The 22,639-nt window shown below is 50.6% G+C and carries 24 protein-coding genes and 1 tRNA gene; 11 read left to right on the top strand and 14 right to left on the bottom strand.

Annotated elements, in window-relative coordinates; translation table 11 throughout:
- The first annotated feature begins 95 nt into the window (after positions 1-95).
- Genes pfkA through gap form a run of 3 tightly spaced genes read left to right on the top strand, consistent with a single transcriptional unit; the run spans position 96 to position 2,926 of the window.
- Positions 96-1,079 carry a 6-phosphofructokinase gene (gene pfkA / locus ACMGDE_RS09010; protein ID WP_436832441.1) on the top strand — a complete coding sequence of 328 codons (984 nt, stop codon included), beginning with the start codon at positions 96-98 and terminating at the stop codon, positions 1,077-1,079.
- Complete coding sequence (locus ACMGDE_RS09005; RefSeq protein ID WP_436832440.1) at positions 1,076-1,924, top strand: hypothetical protein; 849 nt, start codon at positions 1,076-1,078, stop codon at positions 1,922-1,924. The genes pfkA and ACMGDE_RS09005 overlap by 4 nt, the downstream gene beginning before the upstream one ends.
- A gap of 6 nt (positions 1,925-1,930) precedes the next feature.
- Complete coding sequence (gene gap / locus ACMGDE_RS09000; RefSeq protein ID WP_436832439.1) at positions 1,931-2,926, top strand: type I glyceraldehyde-3-phosphate dehydrogenase; 996 nt, start codon at positions 1,931-1,933, stop codon at positions 2,924-2,926.
- Positions 2,927-3,041: 115 nt separating this feature from the next.
- On the opposite strand, the gene mnmA is transcribed toward gap, so the two are convergent.
- Positions 3,042-4,130, bottom strand: a complete 1,089-nt coding sequence (mnmA, locus tag ACMGDE_RS08995) for a tRNA 2-thiouridine(34) synthase MnmA (RefSeq protein ID WP_436832438.1) — start codon at positions 4,128-4,130, stop codon at positions 3,042-3,044.
- Positions 4,131-4,317: 187 nt separating this feature from the next.
- Here mnmA and ACMGDE_RS08990 point away from each other — a divergent pair.
- Positions 4,318-4,390: transfer RNA gene (locus ACMGDE_RS08990), tRNA-Phe, on the top strand.
- Positions 4,391-4,442: 52 nt separating this feature from the next.
- On the opposite strand, the gene ACMGDE_RS08985 is transcribed toward ACMGDE_RS08990, so the two are convergent.
- From ACMGDE_RS08985 to ACMGDE_RS08970, 4 genes are all read right to left on the bottom strand, one after another.
- Positions 4,443-4,871, bottom strand: coding sequence for a DUF1801 domain-containing protein (locus ACMGDE_RS08985; protein ID WP_436832437.1), 429 nt, complete (start codon positions 4,869-4,871; stop codon positions 4,443-4,445).
- A 61-nt stretch (positions 4,872-4,932) separates the two neighbouring features.
- A complete protein-coding gene (locus ACMGDE_RS08980) occupies positions 4,933-5,667 on the bottom strand; it encodes an NAD(P)-dependent oxidoreductase (RefSeq protein ID WP_436832436.1) in 735 nt (244 codons plus the stop codon).
- A gap of 76 nt (positions 5,668-5,743) precedes the next feature.
- Positions 5,744-6,118 (bottom strand): DoxX family membrane protein, encoded by a 375-nt coding sequence (locus ACMGDE_RS08975; RefSeq protein ID WP_436832435.1) that lies wholly within the window; start codon positions 6,116-6,118, stop codon positions 5,744-5,746.
- 112 nt (positions 6,119-6,230) lie between these two features.
- Positions 6,231-7,034 (bottom strand): cold-shock protein, encoded by an 804-nt coding sequence (locus ACMGDE_RS08970; RefSeq protein ID WP_436832434.1) that lies wholly within the window; start codon positions 7,032-7,034, stop codon positions 6,231-6,233.
- Between the two features lie 147 nt (positions 7,035-7,181).
- Here ACMGDE_RS08970 and ACMGDE_RS08965 point away from each other — a divergent pair, with 147 nt between their 5' ends.
- Positions 7,182-8,150: an NAD(P)-dependent alcohol dehydrogenase gene (locus ACMGDE_RS08965; RefSeq protein ID WP_436832433.1), complete on the top strand. Its 969-nt coding sequence runs from the start codon at positions 7,182-7,184 to the stop codon at positions 8,148-8,150.
- Positions 8,151-8,345: 195 nt separating this feature from the next.
- Positions 8,346-8,564, top strand: a complete 219-nt coding sequence (locus ACMGDE_RS08960) for a hypothetical protein (RefSeq protein WP_436832432.1) — start codon at positions 8,346-8,348, stop codon at positions 8,562-8,564.
- A gap of 17 nt (positions 8,565-8,581) precedes the next feature.
- On the opposite strand, the gene ACMGDE_RS08955 is transcribed toward ACMGDE_RS08960, so the two are convergent.
- Positions 8,582-9,199, bottom strand: coding sequence for a 3-keto-alpha-glucoside-1,2-lyase-like domain-containing protein (locus ACMGDE_RS08955; RefSeq protein WP_436832431.1), 618 nt, complete (start codon positions 9,197-9,199; stop codon positions 8,582-8,584).
- Between the two features lie 100 nt (positions 9,200-9,299).
- Between ACMGDE_RS08955 and ACMGDE_RS08950 the strand changes: the two genes are divergently transcribed.
- From ACMGDE_RS08950 to ACMGDE_RS08940, 3 genes are read left to right on the top strand one after another with little or no spacing between them, the layout of a single operon-like run.
- Positions 9,300-9,665, top strand: coding sequence for a hypothetical protein (locus tag ACMGDE_RS08950; protein WP_436832430.1), 366 nt, complete (start codon positions 9,300-9,302; stop codon positions 9,663-9,665).
- A 14-nt stretch (positions 9,666-9,679) separates the two neighbouring features.
- Positions 9,680-10,582 (top strand): hypothetical protein, encoded by a 903-nt coding sequence (locus ACMGDE_RS08945; protein WP_436832429.1) that lies wholly within the window; start codon positions 9,680-9,682, stop codon positions 10,580-10,582.
- 10 nt (positions 10,583-10,592) lie between these two features.
- On the top strand, positions 10,593-10,952 hold the full coding sequence (locus ACMGDE_RS08940) for a TfoX/Sxy family protein (RefSeq protein ID WP_436832428.1): 360 nt from the start codon (positions 10,593-10,595) through the stop codon (positions 10,950-10,952).
- Between the two features lie 67 nt (positions 10,953-11,019).
- On the opposite strand, the gene ACMGDE_RS08935 is transcribed toward ACMGDE_RS08940, so the two are convergent.
- From ACMGDE_RS08935 to ACMGDE_RS08920, 4 genes are all read right to left on the bottom strand, one after another.
- Positions 11,020-11,469: an Hsp20/alpha crystallin family protein gene (locus tag ACMGDE_RS08935; protein ID WP_436832427.1), complete on the bottom strand. Its 450-nt coding sequence runs from the start codon at positions 11,467-11,469 to the stop codon at positions 11,020-11,022.
- A 130-nt stretch (positions 11,470-11,599) separates the two neighbouring features.
- Entirely contained in the window at positions 11,600-12,175 is a 576-nt protein-coding gene (locus ACMGDE_RS08930) for a CDP-alcohol phosphatidyltransferase family protein (RefSeq protein WP_436832426.1), read from the bottom strand.
- 21 nt (positions 12,176-12,196) lie between these two features.
- A complete protein-coding gene (locus ACMGDE_RS08925) occupies positions 12,197-13,150 on the bottom strand; it encodes an NAD(P)-dependent alcohol dehydrogenase (protein WP_436832425.1) in 954 nt (317 codons plus the stop codon).
- 71 nt (positions 13,151-13,221) lie between these two features.
- Positions 13,222-15,060 carry a UbiD family decarboxylase gene (locus ACMGDE_RS08920; protein ID WP_436832424.1) on the bottom strand — a complete coding sequence of 613 codons (1,839 nt, stop codon included), beginning with the start codon at positions 15,058-15,060 and terminating at the stop codon, positions 13,222-13,224.
- 97 nt (positions 15,061-15,157) lie between these two features.
- On the opposite strand from ACMGDE_RS08920, the gene smc reads away from it, so the two are divergent.
- Both smc and ACMGDE_RS08910 read left to right on the top strand, forming a co-directional pair.
- Positions 15,158-18,724, top strand: a complete 3,567-nt coding sequence (smc, locus tag ACMGDE_RS08915) for a chromosome segregation protein SMC (RefSeq protein ID WP_436832423.1) — start codon at positions 15,158-15,160, stop codon at positions 18,722-18,724.
- Between the two features lie 32 nt (positions 18,725-18,756).
- The gene (locus tag ACMGDE_RS08910; protein ID WP_436832422.1) at positions 18,757-19,260 is read left to right on the top strand and encodes a hypothetical protein; all 504 of its coding nucleotides are present in this window, start codon (positions 18,757-18,759) and stop codon (positions 19,258-19,260) included.
- Here ACMGDE_RS08910 and ACMGDE_RS08905 read toward each other — a convergent pair.
- The 4 genes from ACMGDE_RS08905 to ACMGDE_RS08890 all read right to left on the bottom strand — a co-directional run bounded on the left by ACMGDE_RS08905 (position 19,257) and on the right by ACMGDE_RS08890 (position 22,330).
- The gene (locus tag ACMGDE_RS08905; protein WP_436832421.1) at positions 19,257-20,219 is read right to left on the bottom strand and encodes a GlxA family transcriptional regulator; all 963 of its coding nucleotides are present in this window, start codon (positions 20,217-20,219) and stop codon (positions 19,257-19,259) included. The two genes, ACMGDE_RS08910 and ACMGDE_RS08905, sit on opposite strands and share 4 nt — an antisense overlap.
- Positions 20,220-20,315: 96 nt before the next feature.
- Positions 20,316-20,750, bottom strand: a complete 435-nt coding sequence (locus tag ACMGDE_RS08900; RefSeq protein ID WP_436832420.1) for a hypothetical protein — start codon at positions 20,748-20,750, stop codon at positions 20,316-20,318.
- Between the two features lies 1 nt (position 20,751).
- Positions 20,752-21,528, bottom strand: coding sequence for a 23S rRNA (guanosine(2251)-2'-O)-methyltransferase RlmB (rlmB, locus tag ACMGDE_RS08895; RefSeq protein WP_436832480.1), 777 nt, complete (start codon positions 21,526-21,528; stop codon positions 20,752-20,754).
- Between the two features lie 64 nt (positions 21,529-21,592).
- A complete protein-coding gene (locus ACMGDE_RS08890) occupies positions 21,593-22,330 on the bottom strand; it encodes a hypothetical protein (RefSeq protein ID WP_436832419.1) in 738 nt (245 codons plus the stop codon).
- Positions 22,331-22,639: the final 309 nt, after the last annotated feature.

The raw sequence follows: 22,639 nt of genomic DNA, 5'->3' as shown, positions 1-22,639 counted from the left end.
CCATTCAAGAGGAAAATAAAATTCTCAAGAAAGTTGCGATAGTGTAACAAATACACATTATATTCGTGCTGCTAATTTAACAAGATTATTAAAAAGTGCAAAGCATAACCAAAATAGGGATATTTACTTCCGGCGGCGACGCACCGGGTATGAACGCCTGTGTACGGGCCGTTGTACGCACGGCGCTGCACGCAGGCAAATCTGTGACGGGGATATACCAGGGCTATCAAGGGATGATTGACGGCAATTTCCATGAAATGAATAGCCGCTCCGTAAGCAATATCATCCAATTAGGGGGCACCATTCTCAAAACGGCCAGATGCAAGGCATTCCACACGGTGGAGGGGCGTCAGCAGGCGTATGATAACCTGAAGGCCGCGGGTGTCGACGGTCTTATTGCGATCGGCGGCGACGGGACTTTTACCGGTGCCGAGGTTTTTTCGCGCGAACATGATATTCCGGTGGTGTGTATTCCGGGCACGATCGATAATGATCTCTATGGTTCCGATTTTACACTGGGATTTGACACAGCGACCAATACTGTCATCGAAGCCATAGACAAAATACGCGATACCGCCGCCTCCCATGATCGGCTGTTCTTCGTGGAGGTGATGGGCCGGGATTCCGGCTGCATTGCGTTAAATGCAGGGATTGCCGGGGGCGCTGAGGCCATATTGATGCCCGAAAAAGCGACCGGCATAGAAGAGTTATGCAAGCAACTCGAAAGCGCTGCCATGAGCAAAAAATCATCCACCATCGTCATTGTTGCAGAGGGCGAAGAAAACGGGGGGGCTTACAATGTGGCCAAAGAGGTCAAGGCCCGCTTCAATTTCTACGACACCAAAGTGACGATCTTAGGTCACCTGCAACGCGGCGGCTCTCCGAGCAGTTTCGACAGGGTATTGGCCAGCCGGTTGGGATTTGCAGCCGTGCGCCGGTTACTGGCCGGCGAGACGCGGGTGATGGTCGGGCTCCGGGGAAATGAGATTCAGGCATCCTCCCTCGAAGAGGTATTGAACAAGAAGGTGTTCAAACTGAGCGAGGATATGCTCGAGATGATGGAAGTGTTATCCATATGATAGCAGTTGTTTTCAGCGGTTCACGGTTTTCAGACTGGCGATTGGCAGAAAAAGGGAAAATTGTCACGGGTTTCCGGATGATGGGAATCAACCCTTATCTTCATGACGAACGGTTCATCCTCCAGCTATTGAACAAAAACAACAACCTCATCAATTATGCCGAACAGATCAAACGGATCTATTTCTTCGGCGCGGGTTCTTCTTCGTTAGAGCGTAAGGATAAGATCGCCGCGGTGTTCAAGCAGTTTTTTATCAATGCAAAGATGACGGTGGATCATGATGTCAACGCATCCGCCCTTTCTACACTGGGCGACGGCAAAGGACTTATCGGCATATTGGGCAGTGGCTCCAACGCAGCATACTTTAATGGCAAGCGGACGGCCGACAATAATTTTGGGTTAGGCTACATTCTAGCAGACGAAGGATCGGCCAACTGGATCGGACGCATGTTGCTCAAAAGCTTTCTCAACGAGACCCTGCCAGACGACCTGCGCGAAAAGTTTATCGCCCGCTACCCGCTCGATCGCAAGATCATTTTGGACAAAGTGTATAACCAGGCAAACCCTACGCTGTTCCTGACATCGTTTGCCGATTTCGTGATGGAGAACCATAAACACCGTTTTATCAAAAAAATGATCTATCATGGACTCACGTTATATATCGAAACCTACCTGCTGCCGCTCACAAAACAATACCCCGATATGACCGTTAACTTTACGGGAAGCGTGGCCGCGGGGTATGAAGAATGGCTACGGGAGGTAGCGGGCAAGTACGGCATCACCATCGGTACAGTCATCAAGGAACCCATACATAACTTACTGAAATACTATTTAAATAAAAACTAATATAACATGAAAATTGGAATCAATGGATTCGGCCGGATCGGCCGTTTAGCATTCAGGGCAGCGGTAAACCGCCCGGGTATTGAAATCGTTGGAATCAATGACCTGGTAGACCCCGACTACATGGCGTACATGCTGAAATATGACTCGACTCACGGAAAGTTTGACGGCACGGTAGAAGCCAAAGACGGCAACCTGGTCGTCAATGGCAAAACCATCCGCGTGACCGCCGAAAAAGATCCCGCTAACCTCAAATGGGGTGAAGTCGGTGCTGAGGTCATCATCGAATCCACCGGGCTGTTCCTCACCAAAGAAACCGCACAGAAACACATCGATGCCGGCGCAAAGAAAGTCGTGATGTCTGCTCCCGCCAAGGACGATACACCCACCTTTGTTATGGGGGTCAATCATAAGTCGCTCAAAGCGGAGCAAACCATCGTTTCGAACGCATCATGCACAACCAACTGCTTGGCGCCGCTTGCCAAAGTACTTCATGATAAGTTTGGCATTGTAGAAGGCCTGATGAGCACCATCCACGCCGTCACCGCTACACAAAAAACCGTAGACGGTCCGTCTGTAAAGGATTGGCGCGGCGGACGGGGGGCTTACCAGAACATCATCCCCTCTTCTACCGGAGCAGCCAAAGCCGTAGGATTGGTACTTCCCGAGTTAAAAGGCAAATTGACGGGGATGTCATTCCGCGTGCCCGTGCCTGACGTTTCAGTGGTAGACCTTACTGCACGGTTGGAAAAACCAGCCACCTACGAAGAAATCAAGCAAGCATTCAAGGAAGCTGCCGAAGGCGAGTTGGAAGGCATCTTGGGGTATACCGAAGACGACGTCGTCTCCGAAGATTTCCGTGGCGATGCACGCACGTCCATCTTTGACGCCAAAGCCGGGATCTCCCTCAATGAGCACTTTGTGAAAGTCGTGTCTTGGTATGACAACGAATGGGGTTATTCCAACAAACTGGTTGACCTGGTTGAACTGGCAGGCAAGCTGTAAATTTACCTTCAAGCATAAAACGGGGCATCCAAAATTTTGGATGCCCCGTTTTGTTAGGTGTCCGAACCCCTCTCCAACAAGGGGCAGCCGGGCCAGGTACCTTATCCCGTGTGCATTACATCAAGAAACCACCGCCAAGCAGATCGTCACCTTCATAGAAAACAGCCGATTGCCCTGGAGCAATGCCCTTGACGGCATGGTGAAATTCCACCTTCATCTTGCCATCTTCCTGTACGATCGTACTATTCATTCCAGCATCTTTATACCGTATCTTGGTCACTGCTTCCATAGGTTGGTCAATGGCCGCATATTTCACCAGATTGACGTTCTTTACGTAAGCTTCGCCACGTTGAAGATCCGCTTCATCACCCAGCATCACGGTATTACTTTCCGGAAGGATTTGTGTAACAAAAACAGGGCGTCCCAACGCGATTCCCAAACCCTTTCGTTGGCCTACGGTATAATATGGGTATCCCTGATGTTGGCCGACAACCGTACCGTCTGTTAGCACAAAATTACCCGGGCCAATACGTTCATCGATGCCTTCCACGCGATGACGCAAGAAGGCGCGGTAATCGTTATCCGGCACGAAACAAATTTCATAGCTTTCGGATTTGTTAGCCAGTTCCATTTGCCCCATATCGGCGGCCATCTGCCTGATCTCGGCCTTCGTATAGCTGCCCAATGGAAATTGAGTGCGGGCAAGGTTTTCCTGTGACACACCCCACAGCACATACGATTGGTCTTTATGGGCATCCCTGCCTTTAGAAATCACATAACGGCCGTTATCTTGTTGCCGGATATTCGCATAATGACCGGTTGCGATGAATTCACAATCCAGCTTATCCGCGCGCTTGAGCAAAGCTTCCCATTTGATATGCGTATTGCAAAGTACACAGGGATTGGGTGTGCGGCCCGCCAGGTATTCCTCAACAAAATTATCGATGACAAAGTCGCCGAATTCCCCGCGGATATCCAGTATGTAATGCGGAAAGCCATACGATACCGCCAATGCGCGGGCATCGTTGATGCTATCCAGACTACAGCAGCCCGTCTCCTTCGATGAGGTGCCAGAGGATGCATAGTCCCAGGTTTTCATGGTGAGCCCGATGACTTCATATCCTTGTTCGTGGAGCATTACCGCAGCAACGGAGCTGTCCACTCCCCCACTCATGGCAACCAATACTCTTCCCCTTTTGCTCATTGTCGTCGATTAAAAATGCAAAGATAAGCCTATTTTCCTTACCATATGTTGCACGCTTGTCATTTTATCCTCAACGCTATCAGCCGCTTGCCACACGCTTGGGAACAATTTTCAAAAAAAGTTTTCTTAAATAAAAAAAGGCGCTACATTTGCAGTCCCAAAACAACAACAAGCGTTGTTTACATCGGGTACCATAGCTCAGTTGGTAGAGCAAAGGACTGAAAATCCTTGTGTCCCTGGTTCGAATCCAGGTGGTACCACAGCAAGCCCCCTATACAGATTGTATGAGGGGGTTTTTCTTTACCGTGTTATTCAGTTCTTGCCGTATTTCGATTGCAGGAACCCGATTGTCGCACTCATCAGTCTTTTGAGCGCCTCCGTATCGATGTCCGCCAGTTTTTTGACGTAGATACAGGCCTTGCCCATGGTGAATTTGCCCAGGTCCTTGAGCAGGTGTTCGTGTTCCGGGGAACCGGTATAGACATACAGCGATATCGCCGCTTTCCGGGGCGAAAAGCCGACGAGCGGCCAGTCGCCTTCCTGGCGGCTCCTATCCGATTTGTAATGGTAACTGCCGAACCCGATGATGGACGGACCCCACATCCGCGGCTCATAACCCGTGAAATCCTGCATCAGCGCCAGCAGTTCGAAACTATCTTTCCGCTTCTGCTCTGTATCGGCGAAGTTGTTGATGAATGTGTGGACGTCTGCTTCGGTCCGCTTTGTTTTCAGTTCTGCCATAATAATAGCCTATTATCCAATGTATAAAACTACGGAAAAAATCAGCGCATAATCTCCCGTTCTATTTGGTTCGGGATATTTCGTTGTAAATCACCGGCATCTGTCCTTTCCAGGTATTCCAAATCATGTCATCCGTTATTAATCTGGCAATAAAATGCCCTACGTTTATACGGCTTGTTTTTCCCGGATCGAAAATCGCACTCCTTGTTGGTGAGCGATGCACCGAATATGCCGTTACGCATTCCTCGTTGACTAAACTGTCCGGACGGACTGCTACCCATTCAATAAATGGATGTTTTGGCCCAACATCAACTCTTAGGTAGTCCGCTGCCTTTTCGTTATCACGGAGGGGCGGTAAGATTGGCCGAAGCAACCCTATCACCATTTTTTGTCCAAATGAAATCGGATCATCCAGATCGCTGATGCAGTTTCCCGCAGTATTCATCAGCACAAATTTCATTGGCTCAATGGGTATATTTTTTAAAACGGCTTCGCACAATGTCCGGACGGCATCGGCAACAAGTTTTCTGGGTTTCCCATAAATGCCCTTCCAGGTCAAGTTATGTCCGAGACAAGACACCATGGCTTGGCAGTCGGCAAGGTATTTGGCCATATCTTCCACATGGATTTCCGCGATGCATTCCTTGATGATCGTTACGTTGTCATCGCTATTCCAAAAAGCAGGGATAACACTCGTTGGGCGGACAATGACCTTAACCTTTTGTCCCGCTTGCAGTAACAGCGCTACCAGCAGTTTTCCCGTCGCGCCGCTCGCTCCGACCACTAATATCGTCATCGTGTAAGTGTTATTGTCTGCACGATAACCCCGGCCCCACCATTGCCACCGAGATGATCCACGCGGATAAAAACCCTTATTTAACCAAATGCTTATACTTGGACCAATTGTCTGCGATTGCCCAGAGGTTGATGGCGAGCATCACCAACGCGATCCCGATCGTAGCCGGGTCGTGCGTAGCGTGGTGCACAACGATTCCCAGCATCACCGGAAGGATCACGATGGCACCCAAGGCCCGGTATCGGGGGATGGCGATGAGGATGCCACCGAGGATTTCGATGATAGCCACAAACGGAAGGACCCATTTGATTGTACCGAATGCACCGAAAATGGTCATCTGTTCGGGTGTGAGCTCGGGCGCTGGCATATAATTGAACAGTTTGTTCAGTCCAGAATTCACCATCATTAGGCCAAAGAGGATGGTGAGCACCAATAGGATTTTCTTTTTCATAATTTAGTTGAATTTGATGAATACGTCGGAAATATACGAAAGAATTTGGAAAATAAATATCATCTCCACGGTTCATTGGCCTCTGCATTCAATCCCTCTCTGCCGATATGGTTCACTGCTTAATCATGTTTTTCCAATACGCCCGATCCCCGTTTTCAAGGAAATCCAGGTAAGGCAACAAGGCCACCATCTCGGCGGTATCCGTTGCATCGAACAAGGCGCCCACGAAACTGGAGCAGAACGCCTGCCCGAAACTGTATTTGCTGATCCTCAACAGGTCCTCATAATCGATTTCAGTAGCATTCAGGTTCAATACTTCCTCCGGTATTTCGTAATCGCCTGCCTGATCAAAACCGATGTAACGGAACTCACCCGCTTTCCATACCTTGAACAGGATGCCGTGTGTCATTTGGCTACCAAAATAGGCAAAGATGCGGGAAAGCAAGGGAGTGGCTAGGTTACTCCCCAACCGGCAGGTAATGGTTTTTTCCAGGAACGAGGCATATGAAACGAACAATGAAGGCTCAAAACTGCTGTCAAAATGGGAAGTCACCAGGGTGAATATGCTATCCGCATCCTCTCCCCGCAGGAATTGTTTAGCCGCCAGTTCCGTCAAGCTGTGGTACTGCCCTTTCTTTCGTTTGTCGGTCAGCTGCACCGTGTCGGCTCTCCCCAACAGCGAAACGATCGCCCCCCAGTCCTCCGGCTGTCCCAGAACACGGCAATTATGGGCGATGTAGCCCTCGCGTTTTTGGTTTGGCTTCCGATCGCCAATGATTACCTCATTCGGCTTTATTTCGTCCTGAAGTGGACCCTTGAATCCACGGACATGCAGGAACAATTCCTCACCCAACGGTAGGGCGAGGACACCGAATCCTTTATTATTATCGAACCATTTCACAGCGCCGATGAACATGGCTTGGCCTGGGTTTTGTTTCAATAAAGGTAATCAATATCTGCTTTCGTTATCGCTTGGAAATTAATTATTTGTAAAAGATAACAATTAGTTAACGGCATCTGGATCAACCTCGCTACCTTTATATGGACTTAAGCAGGTAACTACATGAAAGCATTTACAAAAAAAAGCTATGGTGGACCGGAGATCCTTCAACTCGAGGAAGTGGAAAAGCCGCCATTAAAAAAAGATCATATCCTGGTTAAGGTGATGGCAAATTCGGCCAACCCGGCCGATTGGCATGTCCTCCGGGGGAAACCTTTTTTTGCACGGTTCTCCTTCGGGTTGTTCAAGCCAAAGGATAACATCCTCGGCGCTGATTTCGCCGGAATCGTCGAAGAGACGGGAGAACATGCAGCGTATTTTAAGGTCGGGGACCGGGTATTCGGCGAGATGCTTCAAGGAGGTGCTTTTGCCGAATATACGTGCGCACCGGCAAATGTTTGCGCCCTCATGCCGGAGGGAACCGATTTTCTAACAATGGCAGGTGTACCCGTTGGCGGATTAACGGCTTTGCAGGCGCTCATCACCCATGGTCAACTCAAGGAGGGTGAATCGGTGTTAATCAACGGTTCTTCGGGAGGCGTCGGTCATTTCGCAGTGCAAATCGCAAAGGCCTATGGCGCCGACGTAACCGCAGTCTGTTCCAGCAGGAACAGCAGCTTCGTCGCGGCATTGGGTGCTGACCGGATTATTGCCTATGACAAGCAAAACATCCACCAACATGAGGGGAAATATGATCTGGTGGTCGATACCCACGGCAACCTAACCCATCACGATTACCAACGAATGGGACGGCGCGGTGTCATGGTAGGTTTCACAACGGTGGGGCATATGATGTCGTTGCTGTTGAAAAAGGCTTTCAAACGGTTTCCCTTGGTCCAATTTACGGCTGAGGCCAACACAAAAGATCTGGCGACATTGGCATCTTTGATTCAGCGCGGAAAAATCATGGTGCATATCGAAAAAACCTATTCGTATACAGAAATTCCGGAAGCCATCAGCTATATTGAAGCCATGCGCACCAAAGGGAAAGTGGTAATGGTGTGGGAAAATATTGATCAAAAAACAATCTGATTGCGCCTTGCAATACCGTTATGGATGTTCATTACATAAAACTTCCTGTTCGGTACAAATCTTCCCTTTCCAGTTTTTCCATTAACGGAAATTCATTATATTTGATACCCCATAGAAATGGACGCGATCCTGAAACCGTACAGGAGTTTGCAACTGGGTGTTATAAACCATCATTGGATACTTAAATTTTAAAGTATGGAGACATTAAAATTTATGACAGACATCGATTCCCCAACGGAGATCGGCCGGATCAAATCCATCCTCGACAGGTTCTCGGAAATCAAGGAATGGCAACTGGATTTCAATTCCATCTATAACTTGCTGGTGGTAAAGGCAATCAATTTAAAAGGAACGGCAATAGCCGAGGCACTTCATGCGCTGGGCTATAACGCCACGCTGGTTTATGAAGAATAGTCGGATAATATACATATTTATTGATGGGTAATCTTTAGGTTTCTAAACCATCCTTCCGAACCGTTGCCTACCCAAAAACCGAGTGCACCCTCCTTTTGATCGCTGAGCTGCCTGACCTCCAACGTCGGTCGGGAGGCATGGTTTACGTAGACGGTTATGTCCGGATAATTGACAACAATCCGGACATGAAACCATGCGTCCACGGGATCGGGCACGGGATCGATCCGGTTTTCGTACCTATTCGGAAATCGTTCGCGTAGCAGGGACCAATCATTTCCGGGCAACGAAACATATTGCACGGAGTGGCCATTCCGCTCCGGATGCCGGAAGTTGAATGGCCGGAAATAGACAGCGTCGAAGGTTTTGTCATCGCGGCCATGGAAGGCAACTCCTACGAAACTCTGCCCCGGGATGTCACGGCCCTTTAATTCCAGCTCGATGACGCCGTTCCCGAACAGGGAACCGTTAAGCCACAGTATCCCATTATCGGCGTTGGCATCTAAATGGGCTTCGCCACGCTCGTAGGAAGCTTTCCGGTTGAATGCCGTGAAATTCACGCTGCTTATTGTCGGCGTCTCTACGCGTGGCTGCGCCGATGAATAGCTGACAGTCATCAATAAAGTAAGTACAAGCATGCACGTTGTTTTCATGATTTTGGTATTTTTGAAGCAAAAGTAGGTGCTGCGGCTTCAGCGCTCCCATCAAAACCGGGTCAAAATCCGGTCAAATGGAATCTTGAAGAGCAGGCAACTGATATCGTCCGTGGTCCTTTCAGAACAATCTTACATCGCATTATGCAGGAGGCAGATCGAAGAAAAATTTGCCTTCGGTAACGGCAGCGGGTATACCCAGCGGGACCTTGAGCTGCTGGCGCGGCACATCGAAGAAAAAACAGGAATTGTTTTGAGCCTGTCTACATTGAAACGCTTCTGGAAGGACGATTTCAAGCAACGTCCCCAACTGGCCACCTTGAATGCCTGGCTGCAATACTGGACTACCGGGACTGGCAGGACTTCAAGCTGCGCAACCCGCAGCCGGTCAACCGCATCGCGCCTAAAAAGAGCATTTGGGTGGGCATTGTTCCGGTTTTGGTCCTGCTAGTGATCATTGCGATCGTGCTGGCAATCAGGACAGGGGACCCGCCCCCAAGAGGCGTGAACGTCAGCGGCCCGGTTCGCTTCGCTGCTCAAAAAACCGTGACCTCCGGCACGCCGGCTACCGTGATCTTCAATTACGATGTATCCCAGGTGGCTGCCGATAGCTTTTTTATCCAGCAATCCTGGAATCCGTTGCACCGTGTCGCGATTGATCCCGCTGGCGACACCTACACAAGCATTTACTATGCCGCAGGATATCACCGGGCACGCCTGATTGCAGGTGATTCCGTCCTGGCCATGCAGCCCGTACATATACTCAGCGACGGCTGGGAACCCCGTCTGTATGACAACTATCAGGACAGGGAACCAATGAACTTCAAAAACGAATATTTTATCGATGATGGACGCCTTCATCTCAGCATTGAGCTGCTTAAGAAAAAGAATGTGGATTTCTCCCGTCCGTTCGAGACCAGGGTTACCAATAGCCGAGTGTTTCATGCTTCTTCGGACCATTTCAACTTGGTCTCACGTGTAAAAGTGGACAGTTTGACCGGCAGCGCCTGCCCCTTTATGCAAGTCATGATCGTGACCGAGAAACACATCTTCTGGGTAAACCTGCAGCAGCGGGGCTGCGAACGGAATGCGGGCTACAAGATCGGAGAAATCACCCGCTTCGGTGGAGACAACGACCTTTCGCCCCTCGGTATCGACGTATACCAATGGCAGGAAATAGGCCTAAGCGTGAAAGATAAACATGCCGAAATAACGTTGAACGGCGAAGGGCTGTTCCGGGAAACTTTCCATGAAGATTTCGGCGATATCATGGCGCTTACCTATATCTTCAGCGGGACCGGTTCCATCGATCATGTCCGGCTGGAAGGGGCACGCGGCGAGACGGTCTTTGAAGACGATTTTGATTAAAACACTAATTATGGCATACAACGTTCTATTGGCCGAACGGGTAAGGGAGTACCTATCCGCCGTACCGGGTCTGGACATCCGGGAAAAGAAAATGTTCGGGGGACTTGCTTTCCTGGTGAACGGAAAAATGTGCGTGAATGTGAGTGAGGATGGCCTCATGTGCCGTTTCGATCCCGAGGACGTTTCCGAAATCTCCACGAGGAAGGGCTACCTCCCCATGGTGATGAATGGCCGCCGATTGGCCGGGTATTGCTATGTAAGCCCCGAAGGGTTCGCCGACGGGGAGGACTTTGCCCAATGGCTGGAGCTTTGCCTGGCGTTCAACGGAAAGGCAAAGGCCACCAACGCGCGGAAAAGGCGGATTAAATAAAAAAGGCTTTGGAAAAATCCAAAGCCCCTTAAAACGTCGATTTCAAAGAATTTCCCGTTTTTACGTTTTACGTAATGTCGATGTGCCGTGGCGTCCTAGCCTTGGCTTCCTCCCGCTTGGGAATGAGGAGCTTCAGGATGCCGTCTTCATAGTGGGCATTGATCCTTTCCTCATCCACCACATTATTGGGAAGCTCGAAGCTACGGCTGAACGCGCTGAAGCTGAATTCCCTGCGGCTGTAGCCATCCTCCTTTTTTTCTTCCGAGTGCTCCCGGTCGCAGGAGATGGTCAGCGTATTGCCGTCCAGCTCCACATTGAAATCTTCTTTTTTAAGTCCGGGTGCGGCCATTTCCACTTCATAGTTATCTTCGGTTTCCCGGATGTTGGTCGAAGGAATCGTATTGCCCGGCTGCCGGAAATTGTCCCATAGCGGATCAAGGGATCCCCTTCCGAAAAAATCGTCGAATAGTGACGACCGCATTGGCGACCGATGTCTGTTACTTTTGATCAGATTCATCACAAACCTCCTTTTTAATGAATAAAACAATGAACGTTATTAAGGCTACAATCCCGGTTTTGATTTGTTTTCCTTGTGGAAAACTTGCGAACAGCGAATTCTTGATTCCCGGAATTGGTGGTCGTCCCGCTCAAACGGATCTACGCTTCAAGAGCTGGTATAGGCCACTCACGTCCGCCTCCCATGTCGGCAACAGGATGACCATGACGGTTTCCTCGATGATGTCCAGCGCTGTTAGTACCATCGCCACGTAAAACAATAGTAGAGGTGGCGATGGCAGGAAGAATGTGAATACCAAGAAAAGGCCCTGGAACACCGCGGCCGCCTTGGCAAGGTAAGTGTGGAAACTGGTGGTCTTTCCGTAACGGATAAGCGCAAACACCAACTGTACCACAAAAAGCAGGAGCAGCAACAGTATCCACAGGTACTCCTGCCGAATAAATGACCAGTGCCAGGCAAACAGCCCGATAATAGCTACCAGCACAGTCAGATCATCGGCAATGGAATCCAGTCGGGCACCCATCACGCTTACCGCCTTATACTTGCGCGCAAGATAACCGTCGATGGCGTCGGTAAAGAAACTGAACGCAAGCAACCATTTGAAGATATCCCGCTGCCCGGTGAAGATAAGCAGTAACAGGACGGGAGCAGCGATCAGCCGGTAAAACGTGATACCATTGACGATGTAATAACTGGTACTGTGCATGTATCCCAAAGTTCGTGAAAATCACACCATCGTGATCACTACATTGCCTGTCTTTTGACCTGTTTCAACGTAACGATACGCATCAATCAGCTGTTCGAACGGGTATTGCCGGTCAATCACTGGTTTGAAGCGACCCGAACTTGCCAACTCCTTCAAGAAAATCACATTTTCCTTGCTGATGGTCGGAATCGGAAACAATACTTTTTTGCCTCCGAATAGCGGAGTGATCAATGCTAAGAAAGGATTCTGGGATAGGTAACCCAATTCTGTGGATATATAAATACCGCTTTTTTTCAGCAAGGGTTTACACTGCCTGAATGAGCTTTTGCCTACGGCATCGAAAATGAAATCGAAGTGATGGTCACTCTTTGTAAAATCCTGGCTCGTGTAGTCGACGACTTCGTCTGCACCCAGCGACTTGACGAGTTCGATGTTTTTGGTATTGGATACCGCCACTACGTAAGCCCCAAAATGCTTCAACAATTGCACGGCTGCCGAGCCAATGGCTCCTGTCGCCCCATAAACCATTGCGTTTGCTCCATTTTTTACCTTTGCCGCTCGGATATTGCCCAGCGCATAATGACTGCCCTCCATCAGTGGTGCGGCATCCGAATAACTAACTCCATCGGGAATGGTCGTAAATGCGCCCGATTCGGCAATTACTTTATATTCGGCATGCCCACCGAAAGCCGAATCGTCAAAACCAAACACCCGATCACCGGGATGAAAGGCGGTGACGTCCTTACCAACGGTCTCAATCTGTCCGGCAAATTCGCAGCCTAGGATCTTATTTCTGGGCCGGAACAACCCGCTGAAAAACCGAACAATAAAATAATTCGCACTCCGAAATCCGCAGTCCGTGCGGTTCACGGTCGTGGCATGCACTCTTACCAGGATTTGATGGGCTTTAGGCATCGGTTTCGGGACGTCCTGAAGTTGGACCACCTCAGGTGGACCGTACTTTGTGTATGTCATTGCCTTCATAATCGGTTTTCACAAAGCTAACTTTTTGAATGTTAACTTGATGTTAACTCCGACAGGGATCTTCAAATAATCCCATCCAATGGTCCACCTTTCGCCCCCAATGCATCCACGCGCTTTTCCACATCGGGATCTTTTATCAGCTCCGGTGCATGATGGGGTTTCTTGCGCGCATCGATGATGATCGGCCCATGGCATCCCCAATGCTTGTGTTTGATGAAGCTATTTACACCATGAATATCATGCGAGGGATTGCTCCGCGTGAACGCGACCCACACGAAATTGTTGACATTGGCGGATGTGAAAGCGGCATCATCACATAGCACGAGCAACATGATTCCGGTGAAATCGACAGCCATAACCGCTTCGCACCATGCTGCGATTCGGTCGGCTTCTGTATCGTCATCGGTAAACGATGGCGCCTCTACCGCGATGATGCCGGGCAGGATCAATTTGCACGCATCAAATGGGCGAGGCAGGGTAAATCCGCCGGGGAGTTCAGCCGCCAACACGCGCTTTTTGTTTCCTGCGGCGGCAAAGACCGCTTTGGAGCCGGCATTCAATCCGTCCCCCGAATAGTCGAGGGTATCGATGGTCGTCCGCGTGTGGAAGTGCAGGTCGCGCGTCGGATCGATCCGCTCAAAAACATGTGTCAGGAATGCGCCTACGTCGTGAATATCCAGCTGGGGATTATCTTGGTAAGCCGTGATAAACAAATATTTGGCAAGACTCAATTGGTTTTTGCCCAATATCTGATTGGCGATCGTCAGGATTTCCTGCGGCCGGTCGGCCTGCAAATAGGGTGTATAGCGCTCACTGCCGATGGCAAAGAGTAATGGATGTACTCCCGCGGCATCTACGGCGTGTACCGCATGGAGCCCATTGATTTCCTGCGGGATGGCCGCCCCCGTGATTTCGTGTATCAGGGCACCGAAACTGGTGTCTTCCTGCGGAGGCCGTCCGACGACGGTAAACGACCAGATGGGATTTTTGCGGTGGTACACCTGATGCACATGCATCAGCGGAAAGGGATGTGCCAGGCTGTAATAACCAAGATGGTCGCCAAACGGTCCTTCTGGCTTGTTTTCCTGCGGATACACCATTCCCGTGATGACGAAATCCGCATCGGCCGAGATGCAGAAACCTTCCGCATCGTAAAAGTAACGGAAACGCCTGTTGCCCAGTGCGCCGGCAAACGTCAATTCCGATAACCCCTCGGGCAGGGGCATCACAGCAGCCAACGGATGAGACGGCGGCCCGCCCACAAAAATACTCACCTTAAGCGGCTGTCCCAATGCATTGGCCTTGGTCTGGTGCACGCCGATGCCGCGGTGGAGCTGGTAGTGAAGACCGGCTTCGGCATCGGGCACATACTCGTTGCCCGCCAGCTGGATGCGATACATGCCGAGGTTGGCATGCATAACCCCGGGGTTGGTTACATCCTCTGTATATACCTGGGGCATGGTGATAAACGGCCCGCCATCCATCGGCCAATTAACGATCTGCGGCAATTGGCTGATGCGGGTAGTCCCGTGCAAAATGGGCGCACCGCTTGCTTTGCGCCATGGAAGCGCAGACAAGGCCGTGGTGGCCACATGAGCATAGCTGAGAGGTTTCCGGAGTGCCTGCATGGGATCCGCTTTGACGGCTACGAGCACCTTGATTTTTTCGAGGGTGTCCCTGAACATGAATCGTGAACGTGCCAACGTGCCAAACAGGTTGGATACCGCCGGAAACGGACTTCCTTTGATGTGCTCGAATAGCAACGCGGGTCCCTGCGCATCATAGACGCGCATATGGATAGCAGCCATCTCCAGGTACGGATCCACCTCTTGTTTGATGCGGATGAGGTGACCGTGGCGTTCCAAATCGTGTACACATTCGGCGAGGCTGCTATATCCCATAATGATCTTGATGTTTGGGACAAAGATAGCCTATACCTATACTTAATCAATCCAATTTCTTAAATTCGCCACGGAAAGAAGTAGACCATTGGCATAGATGCAACTGACCAAGCTTGAAATAAAAGGATTCAAAAGTTTTGGCGACAAGATCACCATCCATTTCAACGAAGGTGTAACCGCTATTGTAGGACCTAATGGCTGCGGAAAATCCAATGTGGTGGATGCCATCCGTTGGGTGCTGGGTGAGCAGAGCACACGGATGCTGCGCTCTGAAAAGATGGAAAACATCATCTTCAACGGCACCAAAAACCGCAAGGCCGCTAACCTCGCCGAGGTGTCGCTGTCATTCGACAATACCAAAAACATCCTCCCCACCGAATTTTCGCAGGTCACCGTCACGCGCAAACTCTATCGCAGCGGGGAAAGCGAATACCGGCTCAACGATGTGAAATGCCGACTGAAAGACATCACTGACCTATTCCTGGATACGGGCATCGGAGCCGACTCGTATTCGATCATCGAGCTTAAGATGATCGATGAAATCATCAACAACAAGGACAATTCACGCCGTAACCTCTTTGAGGAGGCCTCGGGGATATCGAAATATAAGGTCCGCAAAAAACAGACACTCAGCAAATTAAAAGACACGGAGACCGACCTCGACCGGGTCGAGGATCTGTTGTTCGAAATCGAAAAAAACCTAAAAACGCTGGAAAACCAAGCGAAGAAAGCCGAACGGTATTATCGACTCAAAGAAGAGTATAAAACGGTCAGCGTTGCCTTGGCCACTTACCGCATTACGCATTTCAGCGATTCGCTGGCCCGACTGAATCAACAGGAACTGGTGCAACGGACGGAGCAGACCCGCATCAATACCGAAATTGCCACGTTGGAAGCACTGCTGCAACAACTCAAACAGGAAAGCCTGGCTAAAGAAAAGAACCTCGCGACCCAACAAAAGGCCACGAATGAATATGTATCCAAAATACGGGCCTACGAGAGTGAAAAAAAGGTAAAAAACGAACAGCTCCGAAACCTGCAGGACCAAGAAAAGCGGCTGAATGAAGAGCTGTCCCAAGATAAGCAGCAACTCAACCACGCCCTGTATAACATCAAGCGGCTAAACGAAGAATACCTCGTTGAACAGCAGAAACTCACCGCCATCACCGCTGCGCTCACGGGGCAACAAGCGGAAGTAGACGAACTGCGCGGACAACAGCAGACGGCGAAGAACAAGCTGGACAATGCCGCGCGGCAGCACAGTGAATTGCAAAACGAGATCTACAAACTCGAAAAGGAAATTGCGGTGTTGCGCATCCAATACGATGCGCTCGAACAGGAAAGCTTACGCAACGTGACGGACGCCGAGTCTAAAGCGTCCGAACTTGACCAATTCAACACGTTGGTATTGCAATTGGAAGGCCAAACGGAAGCCCTGCAGCAGGAATACGGGCGTGCCGTGCAGGCGGAAACTGAGCTGCAGCAGCTGCTTACCGACACCGAAGCAACCATTCAGGCACACAAGGATGCGCTCACACGTGATAACCGGCAAGTAGACGCCAAGCAGAACGAATATAACCTGACCAAGTCGCTGGTAGACAATCTGGAGGGCTTCCCGGAGTCCATCCGTTTTCTCCGTAAAAACGCAGGCTGGAAAAAACAACATCCCTTGTTTTCGGATATCCTCTTCTGCAAGGAAGAATATCGCATTGCGATCGAAAACTACCTGGAGCCATATATGAATCATTATGTCGTGCAGCGACAGGAAGAAGCCGTACAAGCCGTACGGTTGTTGAGCGATGCTGCACGTGGGCGGGCCCATTTCTTCGTGCTCGATGCCATCCGTGACCTTGCCATACCGGCGATGACACCTCCTCCCGATGCGCAGCTGATACCTGCGCTCGACATCGTCACTGTGGAGCAACAGTACCTCCCCCTGTGCCGGATATTGCTCCGCAATGTATTCCTGCTGCAAACGGACGACGAAAAGGAATTGGCGTATCCCCTACCCGATGAAGAAAAGGTGATTCTCCACCGCAGCGGCAAATTCAGCAAAAACCGGCTTGGTCTTTCGGGCGGGTCGGTAGGCCTCTTCGAGGGGAAACGCATCGGGCGCGCCAAAAACCTCGAAAACCTCGCCAAAGAAATCAAAACGCTCGGACAGCGCATCGCCCATCAACAAGCGCAGCTGGAAGAAGCGACCCAGCAGGCGGCTGCCTTGAAAGGAAGCTCGCAAAAAGTGCGGATAGAAGAGCTGGCCCAACAGCTTAACAGGCTCGACCATGAACTGGTATCGGTAAGGACCAAGCAGGAGCAATATCAGGCGTTCATCACCAACAGCCAAAACCGCAAGCACGACATCGAGCAAAAGATGGGCGGTATCGCCCGGGAGCTTCAGGACGCAGAACCCCGGCTGGAAGCGCTGAAGGCCGAAAATGAAGAAAAAAGCAATTCACTACAGGGTATGCAGGCGACCTTTCAGGAGCTTTCCGAAACGCTCACCGAAAAGGCATCGGCCTACAACCAGGAGAACATCCGCTTCCACCAACAGCAAAATAAGGTCTCGGGTATCAGCAAAGACCTGGAATACCGCGAAAGCCTCCGCGATACGTACGAAAGCCGGATATCGAAAAATGCGGCTGAATATGAACTCGTACAAGCCGGCATTAACGAGACACTGCGTCATGTAGACGACTCGGATGAGGACCTCATCGCGATGTATGCCCAAAAGGAAGCCTATGAAAAAGGCTTGGTAGCGGTAGAAGACGATTACTATGTATCGCGGGGGAAAATCAATGAAACCGAGGAAGAGATTACGCGCTTGCGTAGGCAGAAGGAACAAATGGACGTTTTATTCGACGAGCTACGCGATAAAAAAACAAATCTAAAGCTCGACCTCAATGCCTTGAAAGAACGGCTGTCGGTGGAGTTCTCCATCGACATCAATGCGATGATATCCGCCCATTCCGAAATCGGCGAGACTATGCCGCCTGAACCACTGGAAGACGAGGAAACCCTGCGCCAAAAAACGGAAAAGCTGCGCAGGCAACTCGACGATTTCGGCAGCATCAATCCCATGGCGATGGAGGCTTATCAAGAGATGAATGAACGATATACCTTCATCATCAAAGAAAAGCAGGATCTGCTGGACGCAAAGAATTCCTTGTTAGCGACCATACAGGAAATCGACGATACTGCGCGCGAGAAATTCATGGGGGCATTCACCAGCGTGCGCGAAAACTTCATCAACGTATTCCGGTCGCTATTCAATGAAGAAGATTCGTGCGATCTCATTCTGAGCGACCCTGACAATCCGCTTGAGTCGGACATCGACATCATCGCCCGCCCTAAGGGCAAACGGCCGCTGTCCATCAACCAGCTTTCAGGAGGCGAAAAAACCTTGACATCCACGGCCCTGCTTTTCGCGCTTTACCTGCTCAAACCGGCGCCTTTCTGTATCTTTGATGAGGTTGACGCGCCACTGGATGATACCAACATCGATAAATTCAATAACATCATCCGGAAGTTTTCGGACCAGTCACAGTTTATTATCGTGTCGCACAATAAGCGCACCATCGCCAGTACCGATATCATCTATGGCGTCACGATGGTCGAGCAAGGTGTGTCGCGTGTAGTGGCCGTTGATATGCGGGAGGTGGCTTAGCAATGAATTAATCAGAACTAATCGATCGCACTATGAATAAAATCATCATCGGGCTGCTCCTCTTGTTTGCCACGAACGTGAACGCCCAAGAAAAAATGGCGACTGACACCACAGCTGTCCATTCGATTGACGGCATTGTGAAAGCCGTGTTGCACATCATCTCCGGCGAAGAAGGAAAGGCGCGCGACATCGATGCCTTCCGGAATCTGTTCTTGCCTACGGCCCGGCTAACCGTGCTAACCCACAATCCGGCCACACCCTATCGAACGCTGACCGTTGACGAATTCATCCAGGTCATCAGCGCCCAACCGAGCGACCGTGGTTTCCGGGAGGCGGAGCTCGGCAAGACGGTAGATGAATATAATGGCATTGCCCACGTATTCCAAAGCTATCATGCTAAGGACAATGGCAAACATGATGAAAAGGGCATCAACAGCCTTCAATTGATTCATTTCAATGACAGGTGGTGGATCGCCAACATCGTCTGGACGGGCGATTCCAACGGCATAGGCGTACCGCCTAAATACCTCGATTAATTATACCGGTTGGCGTAATCCACCGGTGATAAGCCCGCGATCCGCTTAAACACGTCACGAAACGCTTTCGGGTCGGTATAGCCGACCTCGTACATCACCTCGGCCACCGTCTTCCGGCCGGTTTCCAATTGCTTTTTCGCGGCCTCGATCTTGACCCGTTGGATGTATTCGATCACGGTATTGGCGGTGACCTTCTTAAATCTGCGCTCAAAGGTCCGGCGGCCGATACCGAATTTGTCCGCCAGCCCATCCACCGTAAGCCGGTTAGCATAGTTCTGCTCAATATGCTCCTGAATGGCCAGGATCAGACTGTCGCCGTGGTCTTTCTGTCCCTTAAATACACTGAACGGCAGCTGACTATTTTTTTCGATGTCGAGCAAAAAGTATTTCGACGCAATGATGGCCATTTCGCGGCTCGTATATTTCTCGACCAAGTATAAAAGGAGATTCCAGTACGTGCTTGCTCCCCCGCTGGAATACAGCCCTTTCTGATGGGTAATCACCCGATCGTCGGCCAACTGCACGGCCGGAAACCGGGCTCGGAACTCGTTGGCAAACAGCCAATGTGTCGAGCATGATTTTCCGTCAAGCAACCCCGTGGAAGCCAGCAGGAACGCCCCGATGCATAAGCTGGCCACCTCGGCCCCTTGCTGGTATTGCTTCACGATCCAAGGATAAAATGCCCCGTTGCGATCGATCGCTTCGCCGATATCTCCGCTGACGGGAGGAATGATCACCAGATCCGTCCGTTCAACATCCGCAAGCAGGACATCCGTGTGAATGGATACCAAGCCATCGTTCAGCTTCACTTCTTTGGTCAGTCCCACGGTCTGCACCTCAAAAAAAGGCCGGTGCCCTGCGGTCTTAAAAAAATCATTGACCGCCGTGAACATGTAACGGGGATCGACGACGGCTGCTGGCACCGCCGTCTCGGGAACGAGTATGCTTACTTTCTTCATCTTACAAAGGTAGGACAAACGATTGTCGCAATCAACCCGCCGTTTTGTCGTTTTTACCCTATACCGGGCATGAAAAATGGCATTATATTACGCCATCTATTTTTGCTGCAACGAAGGATTCTTGGGCAACCACTTGGCAATCCGACCACGGAAAGGAGCAAGTATATCCCACATGCGCCGATTGGGATCGATGCCACGCTCCCCGCAGTCGATCACTTCACATGATCTCAGGAAGCGACGATACAAGCCGAAACGAAAAACGAATCGGAATAGGCGGTGGTATTTCAGCAAAAAGTATTCAAAATAGAGGTGTGCCCATATCTCCACGGCAAATGAGTCATCGGTAATGACGATCGGTTTCCCATAATGACGCTGGTAATCCGCCTTGATCAGATTGACCAATTGGGTCACCGCGCGTACGGGCTGAAGGGTGACCATCCGTTTGAACGCTGCATCATTTGCAATCCTGATATGCCCCTCTTCGATACCAACAACCATCAGACAGTCATGCAAACGGTAGGCTTTTTCCATTTCAGATCCCTTGCCGCTGCCTGACCGCTTCATACAAAGACACTCCGGCAGATACCGATACGTTGAGGGAAGCAATGGAACCTGCCATCGGGATTTTAGCAAGGTGGTCGGCGATGCGCAGGAGCTCATCGGAGATGCCGAACTCTTCCGAACCCAGCACCAATGCGGTCGGAACCGTGTAGTCAAGCTGATATAAGTCATTGTCTGTCTTCTCCGTACAGGCCACTAGCTGAATGCCTGATTCCTGTAACAGCCGCGCGGTTTTAGCCAGATTATCTTCCCGGCAGACGTTGATTTTGTATAGCGCCCCGGCGGACGTCTTGATGGCATCAGGATTGATTTCGGCTGAACCTTTCCTGGGCACGATGAGCGCATGCACCCCCGCACACTCGGCCGTACGGGCAATGGCACCAAGGTTACGTACATCGGTAATACCATCCAAGATGAGCAGCAAGGGCACTTCTCCCTTTTCGTAGATCACCGGCACAATATCCTCCACCCGTTGATACGTAATCGGTGAGATGACAGCGATGACCCCCTGGTGGTTTTTGCGCGTCATGCGGTTGAGCTTTTCCACCGGCACCTGCTGGTAGCTGATGTTATGCTGCTTTAGCAGTTGCTTCAGTTCGAGGAACAGTCCACCGCCCAATCCGCGCTGGACGAAAAGGGACTCGATTTCCTTGCCGCTGTCAATGGCCTCGATGACCGCCCGGATACCGTATATATGTTGATTTGTTTCGCGTTTTTCATGGCCGCCGCGCCACTGCTGATCCTGCATGCTGATGTATTTGCGGACGAAGTTAAGCATAGTTAGGCCGACTTGCAATTTACGGTCGGATTCGTTATACCACAAATGCACCTACAAGGGCTGCAGGATGGAAGTTTTTGTCATTGAATAAGTGGTGCCGGTGTCCCATCCAACGCATAAACTCCAGCGATAGCCCCACAAGAATCACTGTCCCCGGCGGTTTATCCAGATCGAGATGCCAATGCTGTTGCGGCACCTCTTTTTCCCGTTCACGCAGGGAGATCAACAATTGATCTTTGCGCATGCATTGGTATTCCTCCTTTTCAAAATCAAACGCAAAAACCCTGAGCTGGATGGTACAATGGGTTACATCGCCCGACCATAGCAGATCCCGTTCGCTGTGGAACGCCGGTATCACGATGTCGAGCGACCCAGGTGTGCTATGGTCAACCTGTATATCGACAAACAGGTAGTCTTGCAGATGAGATTTGTCGTTGAACTGGAAATCGGCCAGCCGATGCAATCTGCCGGCGGCAAGCTGCATGGAACCCGGCTGTTGACTGCGATTGGCGCGCATGGCACGCAGCACCTGCGCGTTAAGCCGGTTGATCATCCCGCCATCGTGATACTCCAGAATCAATGTCCAAAAAGCACGTCTGATCATGCGGGCGCAGCTGCTGGCCGTACCAAAATCCACACCGGCGGCCTTGGTGGCTTCGGTTCGTTTTACCCTGAATTGAGCGCGGCCCTGTACGACATTCAAGTTGCCGACCCTCCGGCTGATCACAGACCCTACCAATCCCCGGATGTATCCGTCTTCTATCTTTCCCATAAGTAACAATTTTTAGTGAAACATAGGACCAAGATAGTAATACAAAACACTGAATATCAAATATTTGTTTATTTTTAGAAAATTAAAAAACAGCCTTCGATGCTCCCTATCAATCTGGAAATGGGCTGTCGAAGGGCAATTATGAAAATGGCAATGGATCGGGATTGCTGTACCACTGCTCCGAGACCCCTCCGAGACTGCTCCGCCATACCAGCGGGGTACCGTCGGCGTGCGACCTGGATGAAAGCACGTTTTTTCGGGTAAAACGTGGACTCAACGTGGACTTACCGTGCCTGCACGGTGCGTGCA

The sequence above is a fragment of the Parapedobacter brassicae genome (assembly GCF_051400755.1).
Classification (GTDB): domain Bacteria; phylum Bacteroidota; class Bacteroidia; order Sphingobacteriales; family Sphingobacteriaceae; genus Parapedobacter.
The sequence above is the reverse complement of the archived record's forward strand: the minus strand, read 5'-3'. Positions and strand labels throughout refer to the sequence as shown.

Excerpts from the sequence above, each read along its gene's own strand:
- ACMGDE_RS08935 (WP_436832427.1), bottom strand. The coding sequence starts at position 11,469 with ATGAATCTGATCAAAAGTAACAGACATCGGTCGCCAATGCGGTCGTCA.
- ACMGDE_RS08960 (WP_436832432.1), top strand. The coding sequence starts at position 8,346 with ATGGAGACATTAAAATTTATGACAGACATCGATTCCCCAACGGAGATC.
- ACMGDE_RS08890 (WP_436832419.1), bottom strand. The coding sequence starts at position 22,330 with ATGGGAAAGATAGAAGACGGATACATCCGGGGATTGGTAGGGTCTGTG.
- ACMGDE_RS08930 (WP_436832426.1), bottom strand. The coding sequence starts at position 12,175 with ATGCACAGTACCAGTTATTACATCGTCAATGGTATCACGTTTTACCGG.
- ACMGDE_RS08965 (WP_436832433.1), top strand. The coding sequence starts at position 7,182 with ATGAAAGCATTTACAAAAAAAAGCTATGGTGGACCGGAGATCCTTCAA.
- ACMGDE_RS08910 (WP_436832422.1), top strand. The coding sequence starts at position 18,757 with ATGAATAAAATCATCATCGGGCTGCTCCTCTTGTTTGCCACGAACGTG.
- ACMGDE_RS08940 (WP_436832428.1), top strand. The coding sequence starts at position 10,593 with ATGGCATACAACGTTCTATTGGCCGAACGGGTAAGGGAGTACCTATCC.
- ACMGDE_RS08905 (WP_436832421.1), bottom strand. The coding sequence starts at position 20,219 with ATGAAGAAAGTAAGCATACTCGTTCCCGAGACGGCGGTGCCAGCAGCC.
- ACMGDE_RS08980 (WP_436832436.1), bottom strand. The coding sequence starts at position 5,667 with ATGACGATATTAGTGGTCGGAGCGAGCGGCGCGACGGGAAAACTGCTG.
- smc (WP_436832423.1), top strand. The coding sequence starts at position 15,158 with ATGCAACTGACCAAGCTTGAAATAAAAGGATTCAAAAGTTTTGGCGAC.
- ACMGDE_RS08925 (WP_436832425.1), bottom strand. The coding sequence starts at position 13,150 with ATGACATACACAAAGTACGGTCCACCTGAGGTGGTCCAACTTCAGGAC.
- ACMGDE_RS08955 (WP_436832431.1), bottom strand. The coding sequence starts at position 9,199 with ATGCTTGTACTTACTTTATTGATGACTGTCAGCTATTCATCGGCGCAG.
- ACMGDE_RS08900 (WP_436832420.1), bottom strand. The coding sequence starts at position 20,750 with ATGGAAAAAGCCTACCGTTTGCATGACTGTCTGATGGTTGTTGGTATC.
- ACMGDE_RS08975 (WP_436832435.1), bottom strand. The coding sequence starts at position 6,118 with ATGAAAAAGAAAATCCTATTGGTGCTCACCATCCTCTTTGGCCTAATG.
- ACMGDE_RS09005 (WP_436832440.1), top strand. The coding sequence starts at position 1,076 with ATGATAGCAGTTGTTTTCAGCGGTTCACGGTTTTCAGACTGGCGATTG.
- rlmB (WP_436832480.1), bottom strand. The coding sequence starts at position 21,528 with ATGCAGGATCAGCAGTGGCGCGGCGGCCATGAAAAACGCGAAACAAAT.
- mnmA (WP_436832438.1), bottom strand. The coding sequence starts at position 4,130 with ATGAGCAAAAGGGGAAGAGTATTGGTTGCCATGAGTGGGGGAGTGGAC.
- ACMGDE_RS08985 (WP_436832437.1), bottom strand. The coding sequence starts at position 4,871 with ATGGCAGAACTGAAAACAAAGCGGACCGAAGCAGACGTCCACACATTC.
- gap (WP_436832439.1), top strand. The coding sequence starts at position 1,931 with ATGAAAATTGGAATCAATGGATTCGGCCGGATCGGCCGTTTAGCATTC.
- ACMGDE_RS08970 (WP_436832434.1), bottom strand. The coding sequence starts at position 7,034 with ATGTTCATCGGCGCTGTGAAATGGTTCGATAATAATAAAGGATTCGGT.
- ACMGDE_RS08920 (WP_436832424.1), bottom strand. The coding sequence starts at position 15,060 with ATGGGATATAGCAGCCTCGCCGAATGTGTACACGATTTGGAACGCCAC.